Annotated in this window: 15 protein-coding genes; 8 read left to right on the plus strand and 7 right to left on the minus strand. The window is 42.9% G+C overall.

From position 1 onward, the window contains the following. Positions 1–58: 58 nt before the first annotated feature. Positions 59–583 carry a histidine phosphatase family protein gene (locus tag DXD04_RS01985; RefSeq protein ID WP_117670392.1) on the plus strand — a complete coding sequence of 175 codons (525 nt, stop codon included), beginning with the start codon at positions 59–61 and terminating at the stop codon, positions 581–583. Positions 584–648: 65 nt separating this feature from the next. Here the strand turns inward: DXD04_RS01985 and pyrH are convergent, their stop codons facing one another. The 4 genes from pyrH to DXD04_RS02005 all read right to left on the minus strand — a co-directional run bounded on the left by pyrH (position 649) and on the right by DXD04_RS02005 (position 3870). Further along, positions 649–1359: a UMP kinase gene (pyrH, locus tag DXD04_RS01990; protein ID WP_007559787.1), complete on the minus strand. Its 711-nt coding sequence runs from the start codon at positions 1357–1359 to the stop codon at positions 649–651. 71 nt (positions 1360–1430) lie between these two features. Beyond that, positions 1431–2747: an MATE family efflux transporter gene (locus DXD04_RS01995; protein ID WP_117670394.1), complete on the minus strand. Its 1317-nt coding sequence runs from the start codon at positions 2745–2747 to the stop codon at positions 1431–1433. Next, positions 2744–3481: a biotin--[acetyl-CoA-carboxylase] ligase gene (locus DXD04_RS02000; protein WP_117670508.1), complete on the minus strand. Its 738-nt coding sequence runs from the start codon at positions 3479–3481 to the stop codon at positions 2744–2746. The genes DXD04_RS01995 and DXD04_RS02000 overlap by 4 nt, the downstream gene beginning before the upstream one ends. A 20-nt stretch (positions 3482–3501) precedes the next feature. Then, the gene (locus tag DXD04_RS02005; protein ID WP_117670396.1) at positions 3502–3870 is read right to left on the minus strand and encodes a YraN family protein; all 369 of its coding nucleotides are present in this window, start codon (positions 3868–3870) and stop codon (positions 3502–3504) included. A 73-nt stretch (positions 3871–3943) separates the two neighbouring features. On the opposite strand from DXD04_RS02005, the gene DXD04_RS02010 reads away from it, so the two are divergent. Both DXD04_RS02010 and DXD04_RS02015 read left to right on the plus strand, forming a co-directional pair. Next, on the plus strand, positions 3944–4177 hold the full coding sequence (locus tag DXD04_RS02010) for a hypothetical protein (RefSeq protein WP_117670398.1): 234 nt from the start codon (positions 3944–3946) through the stop codon (positions 4175–4177). Between the two features lie 3 nt (positions 4178–4180). Next, a complete protein-coding gene (locus DXD04_RS02015; protein WP_007559773.1) occupies positions 4181–4615 on the plus strand; it encodes a nucleoside deaminase in 435 nt (144 codons plus the stop codon). A 4-nt stretch (positions 4616–4619) separates the two neighbouring features. Here DXD04_RS02015 and DXD04_RS02020 read toward each other — a convergent pair whose 3' ends face one another. From DXD04_RS02020 to DXD04_RS02030, 3 genes are read right to left on the minus strand one after another with little or no spacing between them, the layout of a single operon-like run. After that, positions 4620–4907, minus strand: coding sequence for a DUF4834 family protein (locus DXD04_RS02020; RefSeq protein WP_117670400.1), 288 nt, complete (start codon positions 4905–4907; stop codon positions 4620–4622). A 54-nt stretch (positions 4908–4961) separates the two neighbouring features. Further along, positions 4962–5666, minus strand: coding sequence for a CDP-alcohol phosphatidyltransferase family protein (locus DXD04_RS02025; RefSeq protein WP_117670402.1), 705 nt, complete (start codon positions 5664–5666; stop codon positions 4962–4964). Between the two features lie 54 nt (positions 5667–5720). Continuing rightward, positions 5721–6407: a phosphatidylserine decarboxylase family protein gene (locus tag DXD04_RS02030; RefSeq protein WP_117670403.1), complete on the minus strand. Its 687-nt coding sequence runs from the start codon at positions 6405–6407 to the stop codon at positions 5721–5723. A gap of 470 nt (positions 6408–6877) precedes the next feature. Between DXD04_RS02030 and DXD04_RS02035 the strand changes: the two genes are divergently transcribed. Genes DXD04_RS02035 through DXD04_RS02055 form a run of 5 tightly spaced genes read left to right on the plus strand, consistent with a single transcriptional unit; the run spans position 6878 to position 16145 of the window. Next, on the plus strand, positions 6878–10084 hold the full coding sequence (locus DXD04_RS02035) for a SusC/RagA family TonB-linked outer membrane protein (RefSeq protein ID WP_117670405.1): 3207 nt from the start codon (positions 6878–6880) through the stop codon (positions 10082–10084). Positions 10085–10115: 31 nt separating this feature from the next. Next, positions 10116–11981, plus strand: a complete 1866-nt coding sequence (locus DXD04_RS02040) for a RagB/SusD family nutrient uptake outer membrane protein (protein WP_117670407.1) — start codon at positions 10116–10118, stop codon at positions 11979–11981. Between the two features lie 36 nt (positions 11982–12017). Further along, positions 12018–13178: a DUF5017 domain-containing protein gene (locus DXD04_RS02045; RefSeq protein WP_117670409.1), complete on the plus strand. Its 1161-nt coding sequence runs from the start codon at positions 12018–12020 to the stop codon at positions 13176–13178. A 21-nt stretch (positions 13179–13199) separates the two neighbouring features. After that, positions 13200–15248, plus strand: a complete 2049-nt coding sequence (locus DXD04_RS02050; protein ID WP_181977439.1) for a PL29 family lyase N-terminal domain-containing protein — start codon at positions 13200–13202, stop codon at positions 15246–15248. 12 nt (positions 15249–15260) lie between these two features. Next, positions 15261–16145, plus strand: coding sequence for a PL29 family lyase N-terminal domain-containing protein (locus tag DXD04_RS02055; protein WP_117670413.1), 885 nt, complete (start codon positions 15261–15263; stop codon positions 16143–16145). Positions 16146–16152 lie beyond the last annotated feature (7 nt).

The raw sequence follows: 16152 nt of genomic DNA on the forward strand, positions 1-16152 counted from the left end.
GGAAATATCCTGAAAAACTTCTTATCTTTGTTTTATCACTATAAAACAGCACGGTTGTATGATTACACTTTATTTGGCGCGCCACGGGCAGACGGTGGAAAACCTGAGCCGTATTTTTCAAGGGCACTTGCCCGGCACATTGACAGAAGAAGGAAAAAAGCAGGCGATGGATTTAGGAGAGTCCCTGCGGAATATTGCACTGGATGCAGTGGTCAGCAGTGATCTGCAACGGGTGGTGGATACCGTGCAACTGGCTGTAGGCGACCGGCAGCTGCCTTGGCAGCAGACTACGTTGTTGAGGGAAATAGACTGGGGACCTTGGACCGGGCTGCCCGTGGGGAGTGTCGATTTAAGCAATCCTCCTGCTGGAGTGGAAACTCGCCAGATGATGTACGACCGGGCCGGTGCTTTCTTGGACTATCTGTGGCAGCATTATGACGGGAAGCGGGTATTAGTGGTGGCACACGGACAAATCAACCGTTGCCTGGAAGCCCGTATTACAGGCGTTCCGCTGGAGGAACTGCGTACGGTTCCACTGATGAAAAATGCAGAACTTCACCGTTATGAACTGACACGTGAATAAACAAAAACGGCAAGACCAGGATGCGTTTCCAGTCTTGCCGTATATTTTTTGATTCAAATGAATAATCAGTTGTGTACCAGCGTACCGATGTTTTCGCCAGACATTACCTTTTTCAGGTTGCCCACTGTATCCATGTCGAATACAATAATCGGCAGGTTGTTTTCCTTGCACATACAAGTAGCGGTCAGGTCCATTACTTTCAGTCCTCTTGCCAGTACTTCATCGTAAGTGATGTCATCGAACTTGGTGGCAGTCGGATCTTTTTCCGGGTCGGCAGTATAGATACCGTCCACGCGCGTACCCTTCAGCATCACGTCGGCTTCAATTTCAATACCTCTCAAAGAAGAACCAGTGTCTGTAGTAAAGAACGGATTACCTGTTCCGGCTGACATAATCACTACTTCTCCGTTTTCCATGGCTTCAATGGCTTTCCATTTGGTGTAGAACTCACCGATGGGTTCCATGCGGATGGCTGTCAGCACGCGGGCCTTTACACCGGCTGCTACCAAGGCAGAACTTAATCCCAGGCTGTTGATAACCGTAGCCAGCATACCCATCTGGTCACCTTTCACACGGTCGAAACCTTTTCCGGCTCCAGACAATCCGCGGAAGATGTTACCGCCACCAATCACGATACCAATCTGTACCCCCATGTCGTGGATTTCCTTGATTTGCTGTGCATATTCGCCCAGACGTTTTTCGTCAATACCGTATTTCTTTTCTCCCATCAAGCTTTCGCCGCTGAGTTTTAACAGGATGCGTTTGAATTTTGCCATAATCGTATTTGTTTTTAGATTGCTACAAAGTTAGTAATAATTTGCATATATCCCGAGGCTTGTCGTTAAAACTATACCTGTCGGTGGAGGTTGGTGTGTGGCATCCGGTAGAGTATTCCTCCCTGCACAATGCCTCGTAATGCCAGGTACACAATAAAAGCCATCCACAATGCATGATTTCCTAACGTGGTATGGAATCCATAATAGAGTAGGAAGAAGCTGGCCGAAGCCACTAACATGGAGCGGAGCATTACGCGAGTAGCTGTGGCACCGATACAGATTCCATCGAGCAGAAAGGCTGAGAATCCTGCCAGCGGAATGGCCAGTACCCAATAGATATATTCTTCAGAAGCCGAAATGACAGAAGTGTCGTTGGTGAGCAAGCCGAGAAAGCTTTTTCCTCCTGCTCCGTAGAGTAACGTGAACAGCAGTGACAAGGCGATTCCGCACTTGAAAAGATGCCGTATGGTCAGTCTTAGCGACTGGTTGTCTTTGGCCCCGATGTATTTCCCGGTCAGTGCCTCTCCTGCGTAGGCAAATCCATCCATGAAATAAGAATAGAGTGTAAATAGCTGCATCAGCAGGGCATTCACGGCCAATACCACATCCCCGTAAGCCGCACCTGTGGAAGTGAAGAAGACGGTAACTGCAATCAGGCAGAGCGTGCGGAAAAAAATATCCCGGTTTACCTGGAAGAAACGCTTCATTTCCATACGGTCGAACAAGGCTTTCTGGCGAAGGTATTTCCGGAGTGGACGGTAATAAGCCAGCCAGAGCAGACAGGCCATGCCCAGTCCGGCATATTGTGCCACGAGCGTGCCTAAGGCCACGCCTTCTACCTTCATCTTCAGTACGAATACAAAGAACAGGCTGGCCGCAATATTAACAATGTTCTGGGTGATGGCGATGAACATCGGAAAGCGGGAATTCTGCATGCCGATGTACCACCCCGTGAAGCCATAGAGGCCTAAAGTGGCCGGTGCCCCCCAGATACAGATGTGGAAATACAATGTAGCTAATTGCCGGACTTCCTTACTGGTGTCCATGCACATAAATGCGATATTTCGTATCGGATATTGCAGTAACAGCAAGGCAAGCGCCAGCAGCAGGCTGATGCTCAGTGAACGAAGCAGGATACGCGTCACTTCCTGCAGGTCATGTCTGCCGTAGGCCTGTGCGGTCAATCCCCCGGTTCCCATGCGGAGGAAACCGAACAACCAGTAAATCATATTGAACAGCATGCCTCCCACTGCAATGGCACCGATGTAAGATGCGGCTCCCAAGTGCCCTACAATGCTGACATCAATCAGGCCTAACAAGGGAACCGTAATATTAGAAACAATGGAAGGAAGGGCGATGTGAAGAATCTGTCGGTCAGTACGTGTCATAAGATGTATTCCACTTCCTTAAATAAATACCCCCTTGTCTGTCCGTCCTCGTCTTCCAGTATCAGTCGTCCGTTCGGTTCAATGTCGGCAATGCGTGCCCGGAAGTCACCGTCTTTATCGCGGAACAGATGCAGTCCTTCTTTTCGGTAAAGCGCCTCCTTGTAGCGTGTTTCCTGTACCTCTGTCCGGTTCTCTTTCAGAAGTTGATAGTACTCCGTCACTTTTTCCATAATCTGTTCCAGTATCTCCCTCGGGTTATATTGGTTGCCCGTAATCTGGCATAATGAGACCGGATTGGGAGCATCGCTGAGGAAACGTTCCTGGTTCAGGTTTACGCCCGTACCCGAAATGGAACGGCTGATATGGATGCCTGTCAGGTCATTCTCAATCAGTGTGCCACAAATCTTTTTGTCTTTCCAGTAAATATCGTTAGGCCATTTGATGGAAATGCCCTCCGTGTAAGAGGACAATACATCATGTAGTGCCAAGGCAGTCACCTGTGAAAGATAGAACTGGCGGTGTGCCTCCAGAAACTCCGGATAAACTACAAAACTGAAGAGCAGGTTCTTTCCGGCTTCCGACTCCCAGCTGTTGCCGCGCTGGCCGCGCCCAGCCGACTGAAAAGATGAATACACGGTGGTCAGTTCCGCACACGCTTCTTTCTGGCAGAGTGCCGCCAGATACGTGTTGGTAGAAGTCGTTTCTGCCAATACAATAGGTTCAGGATATGTCATTGTTCTTTTCTGTTTCAAAGTTAGTTCCACACGGGCGGGAAAAAGGCGTCCTCAATGTGTGCTATGTGGAAGGGAGGGCGGTTTCCTACTACCGTGATAATATCAAAGCGAACCGGAAGGTCAATGGCAAACTTTCGGACGTACGCATCCGTAGAGGCTACGATGCTTCTTATCTTACGCCTGTCCACCGCATCCTCCGGCTGTCCGAAACAGGCATCGCTTCGCGTCTTTACCTCCACAATGACCAGCTCACCGTCTTTCTGTGCCACGATGTCCAGGTCGCGGTGTCCGGAGTGCCAGTTTCGGTGCCTGATTTCATATCCTTTTTCCAGCAGGTACTTCACGGCCGCATTTTCTCCTTCTTTTCCCAGTTCATTATGTGATGCCATTTTTCCGCTTTTTCGCAAAAATACGCATTTTTATGCTTCCATTTTAACAGAATACGCTAATTTTGCACCGAAGATGGTAAATAGCGGAAAAAAAAGAAAAAAAGTACCAGTCAGTGATCCTCCCCGCCGCCAGCGGATGGTTTGTCTGATGAGCGAAGAAGAGGTGCGAATTGTAGACCGTTATCTGGAGAAATACCAGATAACCAACAAGGCACGTTGGCTTCGCGAGACCGTATTGGCTTTTATCCATCAGAATATGGAGGAAGATTATCCTACACTTTTCAAGGAACACGATATGCGCAGATAAGTTATGGCAGACGATTCTTTTTACATGAAACAGGCTCTGGCTGAGGCCGCACGGGCAGCCGAAAGAGGAGAGGTTCCGGTGGGAGCCGTGGTGGTCTGTCGTGACCGTATTCTGGCACGTGCGCATAACCTGACCGAAACACTGCACGATGTGACAGCTCATGCCGAGATGCAGGCACTTACTGCCGCTGCCAATTCGTTAGGAGCAAAATATTTGACTGATTGCACGCTCTACGTTACGGTGGAGCCTTGTGTGATGTGTGCCGGTGCCATTGCCTGGTCACAGGTCGGTCGCCTCGTTTTCGGTGCAGAAGACGAGAAAAGAGGTTACCAGCGCTATGCACCTCAAGCCCTGCATCCGAAGACCGTGGTCGTGAAAGGAGTGCTGGCCGATGAATGTGCCGGGCTGATGAAAGATTTCTTCCGAAAGAGAAGATGAAGATTTATTTGATTTCTTCGAATTCCACGTATTCCCCTTCGTCTTTATCGAAAATCTTTTTGCGTTGACGCACAGGTACATCTCCTTGTGTGGAGTAAGAATCTGTTGTCTCTTCCTGACGAGGGTTCGACTGATAATTTTGAGAAGAGTAAGTTGTTCTCTGACCCGAATTCTTACCTTGCATACGACGCTTGAATCCGAATACCAGACTGACGACTTTGGAAAGAATGAGCAATCCAATCACCAGAACAACCAGTATGATAAAAAATAGAAAGCCTAAAATATGGAACATTGTCTTTTGTTTTTAATGTGATATATGCAAAAAATGTGCCATACGATTTCTCAGCTATTTCTTATATGTCAGTAATGACAGAATGATATACCAGACAATGACAGCTGCAAATCCGCTCAGTTGGAAGATGATTAACAGAGGAATGCTGACTATCAGGAATATATAGCTTATCTTGTTATGTCCCCACGACAGGTCCTTGAACTTCAGAGAGAACATCGGGAGTTCTGCCACCAGCAGCAGTGACATGACTACTACCAAGATGAACAAGTATAAAGCGTTGAAATGGTCGGACACCAAAAAACTGTGTGCACCTACGGTCAGTGAGCCCCAGAATAATGCGTTAGCCGGAGTTGGCATTCCGATAAAGGAAGAGGTCTGCCGTTCATCCAGGTTAAACTTGGCCAGTCGTAGGGCAGAGAAGACTGCTATCAGGAAAGCCGTATAAGGCATGATTCCTGACAACGGCTGTAGAAAATCCGGGTAATGTACCTCTTTAAACAAGGAAAAAGCAATGGCAGCCGGTGCCAGTCCGAACGTGATGTCGTCTGCCAGAGAGTCAAGTTCTTTTCCGATGGGAGAAGAAACACGCAGCAGACGGGCAGTCATCCCGTCGAAAAAGTCGAATGTAGCTCCTAACACGATGAAAAGCAGGGCTAATTCATATTTGCTATGGAAAGCCATGTAGCTGGCTATGCATCCGCAAAACAAGTTGCAGCTCGTAATCGTATTGGGAATATTCCGGGTTATCACATTAGCCATATCCTATATATAAAAGGTATAAATATAATAAGGTGTAAATATTGTATTGCAGGATTAAGGCAAGCGGGCAATTACCGTTTCGTTACCGGTTGTCTTTTGCCCCATGCTGACGCAAACTTTCGTACCTAACGGCAGGTACACATCCACTCGCGAACCAAATTTAATGAATCCCATGTGTTCGTCAATGTAACAGTCTTCACCCGGTACGGCGTATGTTACGATGCGTCTTGCCACCGCACCGGCAATCTGCCGTGCCATAACCGTATGACCCTCAGGCGTTTCAATTACCACCATAGAACGCTCGTTTTCCGTACTGGCTTTGGGAAGCCACGCCTTCATGAACCGTCCGTTATGATGGTCTACATGTTTTACCACCCCGTCTACAGGATACCAGTTGGCATGTACATTGGTGATGTCCATAAAGATGGAAATCATTAGTCGGCGGTCATGGAAATATTCATGCTCATCCACCTCCTCAATTACCACGATACGTCCATCGGCAGGAGCGACTACGGTTTTTTCCGTATCTCCTTTGAACAATCGGATGGGACAGCGGAAAAAATTGACCATCAGCAAGTACACTACGATACTTACTGCTGCCACAATATAAAATGGAATCCGGCACTCTATCCCCCAGTATAAAGCAGCGTTTACAAGAAGCAGCAAGATTGCACTGGTAATCAGAATGGGAGTTCCTTCATGATGGAGACGGATTTTTTTTAGTTTCTTTATTTTGTTCATTCGGGTCATAACAAAGTTGAATGTTTTATCGTGCGAAGATAGGGCTAATTTGAGAACTCTGCAAATAATAGAAACAGAAAAACTATTCCGAATACGTATTTCCTCTTTTAAAAGAGGAAAAAAAGATGATTTTTGGTATCTTTTGAAAACGCAAGTGCGTTTGGATTAAAACGTCCTTGTGTTTGAAGTCAAACGCACTTGCGTTTTAACTAAAACGTACTTGCGTTTTGGACTAAACGTCGAAGCGTTTTTTGAAAGGTGAAATTAGTGGCGTTTAATAGATGTTCTTTATCATATTATATTTTGTATGTCATTGTAAATTAATATCTTATGATTTTTTCTTTTTTATAGAAATTAAGGTGATGAATATTTTTGCACCCTTAAATGAACTATTTTGTCACCTCTTTCTATAATTAAACTGTACATTTGTGACGAAAACTTTAAAATCTAAATTTAATCTAAATTCTTGTATGCAAACCGAATTCCGAACTATTCTATGGAGAAGGGGATTGAGCATGATGTTGTTCGTCTTGTTCTCTGTAACTGTGGCTATGGCCCAGGTACTCGTGAGGGGTACTGTGGTTGACCAGACGGGTGAAAGCGTTATTGGTGCCAGTATCCAAGTGAAAGGGACTACTCAGGGAACTATTACTGATATTGATGGTAAGTTCTCATTGGGAGTACCCGACAAAAAATCCGTTATTGTGGTCTCTTTTATTGGCTATGCCACAAAAGAACTGCAGGTGGATACCTCTAAGCCGATGTCTATCGTATTGGAAGAAGATACGAAGGTATTGGATGAAGTAGTAGTAGTAGGTTACCAGGAAGTAAGAAAGAAAGACTTGACCGGTTCCGTGGCTAAGGCAGATATGAATGAATTGCTGAATACGCCGGTCGGCTCGTTCGACCAGAACCTGGGAGGACGTATTGCCGGTGTGAACGTGTCTTCCAGCGAAGGTACGCCGGGCGGAACCATGAACATCGTGATTCGTGGTAACAACTCGTTGACACAGGATAACTCTCCGCTTTATGTGATTGATGGTTTCCCCGTAGAAGATGCAGCTATTGCCAGCACTATCAACCCTTCGGATATTGAATCGTTGGATATTTTGAAGGATGCATCAGCTACGGCTATTTACGGTGCCCGTGGTGCGAATGGTGTTGTTATCATTACTACAAAGAAAGGAAAGGTTGGTAAGGCGCAATTGAGTTATGATGGTAGCGTAACCATGCAACATGTAACGCGTACTATTCCGATGATGGATGCATACGAATTTGTAAAATTGCAAGCCGAAATGTATCCGGAACAGATGACTTCATCCAATGGTGGTTATTTGATGGAATGGGAGGGTAAACAATGGACACTGGAAGATTACCGTAATATTGACCAGTATAACTGGCAGGATGAAATTTTCCGTACCGCTTTGCAGCACAACCACAACCTGCGTTTGAGTGGTGGTACGGAAGGAGTTCGTTATAATGCTTCTCTTTCTTATTATAATCAGGAGGGTATATTGCTGAATTCTGGTTATGAGCGTTTGCAGGGCCGTATGAACACGGTAGTTCGTCGTGACAAACTGAATATGAGTTTGACAGCCAACTATTCTCGTTCTATTCAGACTGGTTCCACTCCTTCAGAGAACTCTTACAGTGGTATGAACAACTTGTTCTATAGCGTGTGGGGGTATCGTCCGGTTACTTTCCCGAACAAACCGCTTAGCTCTTTGATGGATAACGTAATGGATGATGCAGTGGATAACAGCAACGACTACCGTTTCAACCCGATTATGTCGTTAAAGAACGAATACCGCAAAAATTATATCAATAACTTGCAGTTGAACGGTTTTGTGGAATATGAATTTATTAAAGGCTTGAAGTTGAAAGTTTCGGGTGGTTATACATATGATGCACGTAAGAATGACCAGTTTAATAACTCCAAGACACGTTATGGTGGTCCTACTTCAACAGATAAGGTAAATGCCCAAGTTGTTCGTAATGAACGTCTGACCTGGTTGAACGAAAATACATTGACTTATCAGACTAATATCAAGAAAAAACACTTCTTTAATACATTAGTCGGTATTACATTCCAGAATTCGGATTATGAATATTATTCATTTAAGACCATTCATATACCTAACGAGTCATTAGGTATGGCGGGTATGAATGAAGGACAGGCAAGTACGACCAATTCATACAAGACTTCATGGTCAATGATGTCTTATCTTGCCCGTTTTAATTATAATTACAAATCGAAATACTATGCAACGGCCTCATTCCGTGCCGATGGCTCTTCTAAATTTAGTAAAAAGAACCGTTACGGTTATTTCCCTTCTGGTTCTTTGGCCTGGAATTTTATGGAAGAAGAGTTTATGAAACCGTTGAAAAAGGTACTTGATGCTGGTAAGCTTCGTGCGAGCTGGGGATTGACCGGTAACAACCGAATTGGTGAATATGAATATTATGCCTTGTTGCAGGCGCTGAAGTCGAAAGTGGGAGATTATATTTCTAACGGAAGTATTCCAAGTGGTGTTTATCCTATTAATGGTAGTACTACCAATGTAGGAACGGTTCCTACTTCTATTGGTAATAGCAACTTGAAATGGGAAACCACGGAACAGTGGAATGTGGGATTGGATTTAAGTTTCTTCAAGGAACGTTTGAATTTTACAGCAGATATTTATCGTAAAACTACGCGAGATTTGCTCTTAGAGGCTTCTCTTCCGTTGACTTCCGGTTTCTACAGTGCAACGAAGAATATTGGTAAGGTACGTAATGACGGATTGGAATTGAGCTTGAATACAGTGAATATTCAGACAAAGGACTTTACCTGGTCAACCGATTTTAACATCGCGTTCAATAAGAATGAAGTATTAGCATTGTCTGAAGGGCAGAACAGCTTACTGACGGCAGCCTCATTTGACCAGAATTATAACTCACAGCCCAGTTACATTGCTCAGGTAGGATTGCCTATGGGTATGATGTATGGCTATATTTATGAGGGAACTTATAAGTATGATGATTTTAATAAATCTGGTGATACCTATACATTAAAGAAAGGGGTTCCATATTATTCTACAGAAACCAATACACAACCGGGTATGCCTAAATATAAGGACGTGAACGGTGACGGAATCATTGATTCCAACGACCGTACGATTATAGGCCGTGGCTTACCGATTCACACAGGTGGTTTCACTAATAACTTTACTTACAAAGGATTTGACTTAAGTGTATTTTTCCAGTGGTCATACGGTAATGACATTATGAATGCCAACCGTCTGTTCTTTGAAAGCTCGAACAACAAGTCGCGCGAGCTGAACCAGTATGCCAGCTATGCCGGTCGCTGGACACCGGAAAACCCGGACAGTGACATTCCGGCAGCAACTACTTCTGCTTCAAATCGTGTGATTTCTTCCCGAATTGTAGAAGACGGTTCCTTCTTACGTTTGAAAACAGTGACATTGGGTTACACTTTCCCAAAAACGTTGATTGCAAAGGCTAAGTTAAGCAATGCAAGAGTTTACATTGCTGCGCAGAATTTGTGGACATGGACCAGCTACTCTGGTTATGATCCGGAAGTGTCGGTTCGTAACAGTGCGTTGACTCCGGGACTTGACTTCTCTTCTTATCCGAGAGCTTATTCTATCAGTTTTGGTGTTAACCTAGGTTTCTAATAAGAGTTTACAAAGTTTTAAGGGATTAATTATGAAAGCATTAAAATATACGATTTTTACTTTATTGTTTGGCGGTGCACTGACATCCTGTAATTTTCTGGATAAAGAGCCTTACCAGCTTACACTGTCAGACTATTTTAATACGGCAGATGAGGCCAACTCTTTTTTGACCGGAATTTATGCAGAGTTAGGTCAGTCTACGTTCTATGGAGCAGACTATATGTATCTTGTGGGAGGTGATGATTTGTCTCACTATGGAGGTTCAGGACGTGCACCTGCCACTAAAGGACTGATTTGTAATAATGCTACTACCAGTGATGCGGCAGTAACAGGATTCTGGTATACTTTGTATTCCGGCATTAACCGTGCGAACATTTTTTTGGAAAATATTGATAAGGTTTCTGATATTGATTCTGGTTTGAAAGCTCAGTATACAGCGGAAGCAAGATTTTTGCGTGCGTTCTATTATTTTAACTTAGTGCAGTGCTGGGGGGACGTGCCTTTTAAAACAGAATCTACGAAAGATGTGGTAGGATTGGATATTCCTCGTACAGACAAGCAGGAAATTTATGATTTCATTATTAAGGAGATGCAGGAAGTTTCAGATGAAAAGACTGGAGGCTTGTTGACAGCTGCAAAACTGAATTATAAGCCTGGTCGTGTGTCAAAATCAGCCGCATGGGGTATTTTGGCGCGTGTATATCTGTTCCGTGCAGGAGAATATCATCGCGATAACCGTGCAGCTACAGATGCTGAAAAAAAGGATTATTATCAGGCTGCAAAAGATTATGCGTTGAAAGTCTGTACAAATCAAGGACATGACTTAGCAAAGGATTATTGGGATTACTTCATTGATTTATGTTCTGATCGTTATAATTCCACAGCTAATGAGAGCATTTGGGAAGCTGAATTTTCCGGTAATAACACTACGGATGTAAAGGCAGAAGGACGTATTGGTAATATTATTGGTTTGGCAGCTCCTGATATGTCATCTAATTCAGATATAGTAGGTGCAGCAGATCCGGGATATTCGTATGAGTTTATGTTTGCAACTCCTAAATTGTATCGCTTGTATTGTATTGAAGAACCAAGTAGTGAGAGACTGATGTCTCTTCATGTAAATTGGAATACAGGTGATAAAACAGAAAAAGCAGAAGGTGAGGCTTGCAAGACTATTAAATTGAAGGATAGTCGTTTCTTGTGGAATATTGCTCCTTTTGTTTATATGGAAAAAGATGGCAAAAATACCGGTGTGACGGGACGTAAATTTTATGAACTGGGTTTCCGGGATGCTGTCCTTGCTCATGATAATAACAGATCTTATTCTTATGGGAAAAAAGATTGGGCTTCTGGAACAACAGAACCCAAGGAAGGAGATTATGACTATAATAGTAAATTTACGACGAATATAGCTCGTGCATGTTCTAAATACCGTCGTGAATATGAGGCCGATAAGAAAGATAAGAATAATACTGCTATTAATTTCCCAATTTTACGTTATTCTGATGTGCTGCTGATGGTAGCGGAAGCTGAAAATGAATTGAACGGACCGGATGCCGCTTATGATTATCTGAATAAGGTGAGAGAGCGTGCTGGAGCAAGTACAATTGTAAAGGGAGCTTTAAACAAAGATGAGTTCCGCCAGATGGTGAAAGATGAGCGCGGTCGTGAACTTTGCTTTGAATATACTCGTCATTTTGACTTGATTCGTTGGGGAGACTTTGTAGAGGATATGAATGAGCTTATTGATTACGCTCGTGCAGGAGGGGAATGGAATCAGGGCCCTTCAAATGTGTATACTTATTTCCAGGTATCTTCTACTTATAATTATTTCCCTATACCTGATGCGGAAATGGCTGTGAATAAGGCAATCACAAGCAACAATCCGGGTTGGTAATGATAAATGTATTAATGAAAATTTAATTATTGGTAAATGAAAACTTCAAAATTATATATATTGTTGCTTTCTACGTTGGCTTTTGCGTCTTGTACAAAGGAGATGACCGAAGGACTGGACGAAGTAAACGTAAGCGTGGTGACATCAGAGACTGTTACTGCCGAAGGGAGTATAATTACTGTAAAAAAAGGAACTCCGGTAGAGTTCTCTTTTGCGGGAGAACCTGATTTCATAACTTTTTATAGTGGAGAACTTGGACATCAGTATATTTACCGTCAACGTGTGGAAAATGAAGAATCAGATATTGTTTCTTCAAAGTTAAAATTTAATATCTATCAGGAAGGTACTTCATACGCAGAGTCAACAGGGCGTTATACTAATTGTATTGATGTCTTTTATGCTTTTTCCGATCCGGAAAATGGGGTAGAAGGTTTCCCCGGTTTATCAAAAGATAATTTTGATGCTGATTCTACGCTGGTTGTTGATTTCTGGAAAGCGGGAAAGTGGAAGGAAATTTGTCCTAAAGCTGAGTACGATAATCTTGGAACGAATATAACTGTGGCAAAGTCTTGTGAGTTGGATGTAAAGGATTTTGTAGGTAAGAATTTGGTTATAGCGATAGCTTATAACAAAGAGGAAAGACCTAATCCTAGCGTTAATGGAAAGAATGCTACTACTCAGTTGAAATATTATTTTGACTCTATGAATATAGAGAATCTGCTTCGCAATAACAATGTGACGCATCAATATGCAGGTGAATTCATGTTTACTGCGTTGAACTTCAATCATGAAAATCTCTATAACCAGTCAATTAAAGACGATGATAAGGGATATAAAGGTAACGATTGGACTAGCGTTTCAAGCTATTTACCTGATGATTTAGCGTATGGCACAGTAACAGCAAATGTTTCAGGGATGTGGAACATGAACAATGTGGCAAATGGAGGATTCTATATTCACAGTACGGGAAGTGCTTATTCGTGGAAAACTGCCTGGCTGGTGTCTGACCCTATTAAGATTACCTCATGTGAACCTGATCAGGGGGTAAGCATCAAGAACTTGTCGCAAGACATTCGTTCATATAGCTATACCTATAAAAATGTGGGTACTTACAGAGCAACTTTCTTGATTACAAATGCGAACTATAAGCATGACGATTCACAGGTATATACTGTGGTTGTCAATGTGACAGATTAACTTTAAATTATGAATTGCGTTATGAAATACATAAAATCATATATCCTTTTGGCTCTCATGGTATTGGCTGTGACGGGTTGTAAGCAGGAGGATTTGAAGGACGATGTGAATGCTCTCAAAGATAGAGTGACTCTGCTTGAAGAACAAGTAAAATTACTGAATGAGAATATTGCATTCTTCTCTAAAGTATTGGTCTGTCAGACGATAGATAATGGCGACGGTACTTTTACCGAAGTTCCGGCTTATTCTATTTCTGAGGTATTGGTAAATGATGGAACTACTTTTACTGCCAAGTTTAATGACGGGAATGTATTGACACTTGCAATTGGTTCAAAAGGTACGGTTACGACTCCTCAGCTGGGGGTTAATCCGGAAACGGGCAAGTGGATGCTGAATGGCAGTGATACTCCTTATAATGCAGTGGGTGCTGATAGTAGTGTTGATGGAGATAAGCCTGAATTTAACATAGCATTGGATAATTCTACACGACAGTATTATTGGCAAGTAAGATTTGGCGACTCTGAGCCTTGGCAGCCTGTAACTGATGCAGAAGATAATAAAGTGTATGTAACCGAAGTTGATGGTGAATTAGCCAAGGATAACCTTTTTAAGGATGCAGAGGTAGAGGAAAATGAGTTTGTGCTGACCTATTATACAAATGGTGACGGGCAAGATCCTACAGATGAAGTTCGCATCCCTATCATCTCAGACCTGTCATGCGTGATCAATGTACCGGAAGAAGATATGGCGGATGGTTATTGGGAAATTGGTGTAGATGAATCTTCTGCTGAAGTAGAGATAAAAGGTGACCATTGGTTTGTGATTGCTCCTCACGGATGGGAGGCCAGCATTTCTGAAACTTTGACTGACGGTAAAGCTACTTTGACAGTGAAAAAGTCAACTGCTTCTGCCGGCTTGAAAAGTCGTGCTACTGCCAATAATACGGATGAAGTGGTGGTACAGGTGAATAAAGGAATGTACTGGGCTGTAGCAAAGGTGAAGGTTCGGGAAGCTGTGACCAGCTATTTCAAGCAGGTGTATGATCAGGGAGGTGACATTACTGTGGGTAATGTGACTATAAATAAGGCGACTTACCCGGATGGAAAACTGCTTTCAACTGCTGAAGCAACAATCTCTGCGGATGGCGTTTATTTTATTCCTCAGGGTATGGAAGCTGTTATCTCTTCAACTGACTTTAATAAATTGGTATTAATTTCAGATAATCCGAAGGGTGAACCGGTTGTTGTTGATAATACAAATTTGTTTAATGCTACAGGAACAGCGGGTGAATTTATTGCTCAAAATGTGATATTTAAGAATGAGAAAAATCCGTTTATGCAAATAGATGCAACAGGTATCACATTGAAAAATTTGGTATTGGATGGATGTAAGGTTACAATAGCCTCAGGAAAGAATTTTTTGAATGCATTTAAAGGTGATGATAATTCAATTGGTAATATATATTTGGAAGGAAATCGTTTTGCATTTAACCAAACAGCAGATTATCAGGCTTCTCGGTTGTTTAATTTTTCTGGTACATTTGAGAATGTTCTGTATAGTAGAAATTTGAGTGCGGATGTTTCCATAATAAATAATGTATTTTACTCAACAACGAATAATTATACAATAAATGCTACCATTCTATTTTTGGGAAATAATGATACCGCTGGAATTTACAATGCTGCAAATACTGTAACAATAGAAAATAATACATTTATTAATTTCCTTTGTGCCTCACAATCCATGGTACGCGGTCGCATAGAAGGTGCAGTTACATTCCGAAATCTTCTGTTGTGGAGTAATTCTGCAACAGCAAGGAATACAACTTTACTGAATGTACATTCGAAGACCCCTTCAGTAGTTACTTTTGAGAATCTTCTAAAATTCGATAAAGATAAAGAAATTACAATCAGTTATTGGTCTGGGGTTCCTTCTGGTTATACTCAGACAAAAGTAGAAGCAGCCTCTTCCGATCCATTTGATGTAAGTGCTGGAGCTACATTTGATTTGGAGAATGGAGTATTTATTCCGACTGCAGAATATGCAAATTATGGTGCACAACAACGCTAAATTTTTAATATCATGAAAAAATTACTATATCTATTTATTACATGTCTGTCTTTTATCGCGTTCTCATCGTGCGATGACCGTGATGAAATTCGCAATGACATTAACGACCTGAATTCGCGTCTGGATGCATTGGATGCACAGATAGATGCATATAACAAGCAGATTGTTGCTTATCAGGACATGGTTTTGGGGCAGGTTTACATCAAAGACTATAGTCGTGATGAAAAGACCGGAAATTATGTGCTCACTTTGAGCGATGGAACGGCTGTGACGGTTTACAGCGGAAATCCGGATAACGAAATGCCGCAAATGTATATTGCAGATGATGGCACGTGGCATTATACGCAGGACGGTGCGGACTATGTCCTGACAGATGATGCCGGAAATTCAATTACTGCGTGGCCGGTAGATGGGAAAAATGGGGTAACTCCTCAGATTAGTGTCGATGCAGAAGGTTACTGGCAGGTTTCTATGGATGGAGGTGCCACTTGGGAACGTCTTGGAGGAACTACTCCTATAGCAAGTCCGGACATGATGTTACCTAGTATTTTTCAGTCTGTAACGGTTAGTGAGGATGGCAAGTCAATGACATTTGTAGTGGCTTCTACGGGAGAATCAGTAACGGTTCCTGTGGGAGTTGAAGATTCTTTTGGTTTGACCTTGACGGATGGGTATGATTTGTCTGTCCAGGCTGGGCAATCTGTTTCAGTCGCTATTCAGCAGACCAATGTAAAGGAGATTGTAATTGAATCAACTCCGTTGCAGGTGGAAGTGACTGAAACGAATTTGAAAGTGACAGCTCCAGCTGGCCTTTCAGGTTCTTATACGTTGTATCTGAAAGTCTTCTCGGCAGAAGGCTACTGTAAGCTGGTTACGGTAAACGTGACAGTTAGTTAAGAGTATG

The organism is Phocaeicola plebeius (assembly GCF_003437535.1).
GTDB lineage: Bacteria > Bacteroidota > Bacteroidia > Bacteroidales > Bacteroidaceae > Phocaeicola > Phocaeicola plebeius_A.

Excerpts from the sequence above, each read along its gene's own strand:
- DXD04_RS01985 (WP_117670392.1), top strand. The coding sequence starts at position 59 with ATGATTACACTTTATTTGGCGCGCCACGGGCAGACGGTGGAAAACCTG.
- pyrH (WP_007559787.1), bottom strand. The coding sequence starts at position 1,359 with ATGGCAAAATTCAAACGCATCCTGTTAAAACTCAGCGGCGAAAGCTTG.
- DXD04_RS01995 (WP_117670394.1), bottom strand. The coding sequence starts at position 2,747 with ATGACACGTACTGACCGACAGATTCTTCACATCGCCCTTCCTTCCATT.
- DXD04_RS02000 (WP_117670508.1), bottom strand. The coding sequence starts at position 3,481 with ATGACATATCCTGAACCTATTGTATTGGCAGAAACGACTTCTACCAAC.
- DXD04_RS02005 (WP_117670396.1), bottom strand. The coding sequence starts at position 3,870 with ATGGCATCACATAATGAACTGGGAAAAGAAGGAGAAAATGCGGCCGTG.
- DXD04_RS02010 (WP_117670398.1), top strand. The coding sequence starts at position 3,944 with ATGGTAAATAGCGGAAAAAAAAGAAAAAAAGTACCAGTCAGTGATCCT.
- DXD04_RS02015 (WP_007559773.1), top strand. The coding sequence starts at position 4,181 with ATGGCAGACGATTCTTTTTACATGAAACAGGCTCTGGCTGAGGCCGCA.
- DXD04_RS02020 (WP_117670400.1), bottom strand. The coding sequence starts at position 4,907 with ATGTTCCATATTTTAGGCTTTCTATTTTTTATCATACTGGTTGTTCTG.
- DXD04_RS02025 (WP_117670402.1), bottom strand. The coding sequence starts at position 5,666 with ATGGCTAATGTGATAACCCGGAATATTCCCAATACGATTACGAGCTGC.
- DXD04_RS02030 (WP_117670403.1), bottom strand. The coding sequence starts at position 6,407 with ATGAACAAAATAAAGAAACTAAAAAAAATCCGTCTCCATCATGAAGGA.
- DXD04_RS02035 (WP_117670405.1), top strand. The coding sequence starts at position 6,878 with ATGCAAACCGAATTCCGAACTATTCTATGGAGAAGGGGATTGAGCATG.
- DXD04_RS02040 (WP_117670407.1), top strand. The coding sequence starts at position 10,116 with ATGAAAGCATTAAAATATACGATTTTTACTTTATTGTTTGGCGGTGCA.
- DXD04_RS02045 (WP_117670409.1), top strand. The coding sequence starts at position 12,018 with ATGAAAACTTCAAAATTATATATATTGTTGCTTTCTACGTTGGCTTTT.
- DXD04_RS02050 (WP_181977439.1), top strand. The coding sequence starts at position 13,200 with ATGAAATACATAAAATCATATATCCTTTTGGCTCTCATGGTATTGGCT.
- DXD04_RS02055 (WP_117670413.1), top strand. The coding sequence starts at position 15,261 with ATGAAAAAATTACTATATCTATTTATTACATGTCTGTCTTTTATCGCG.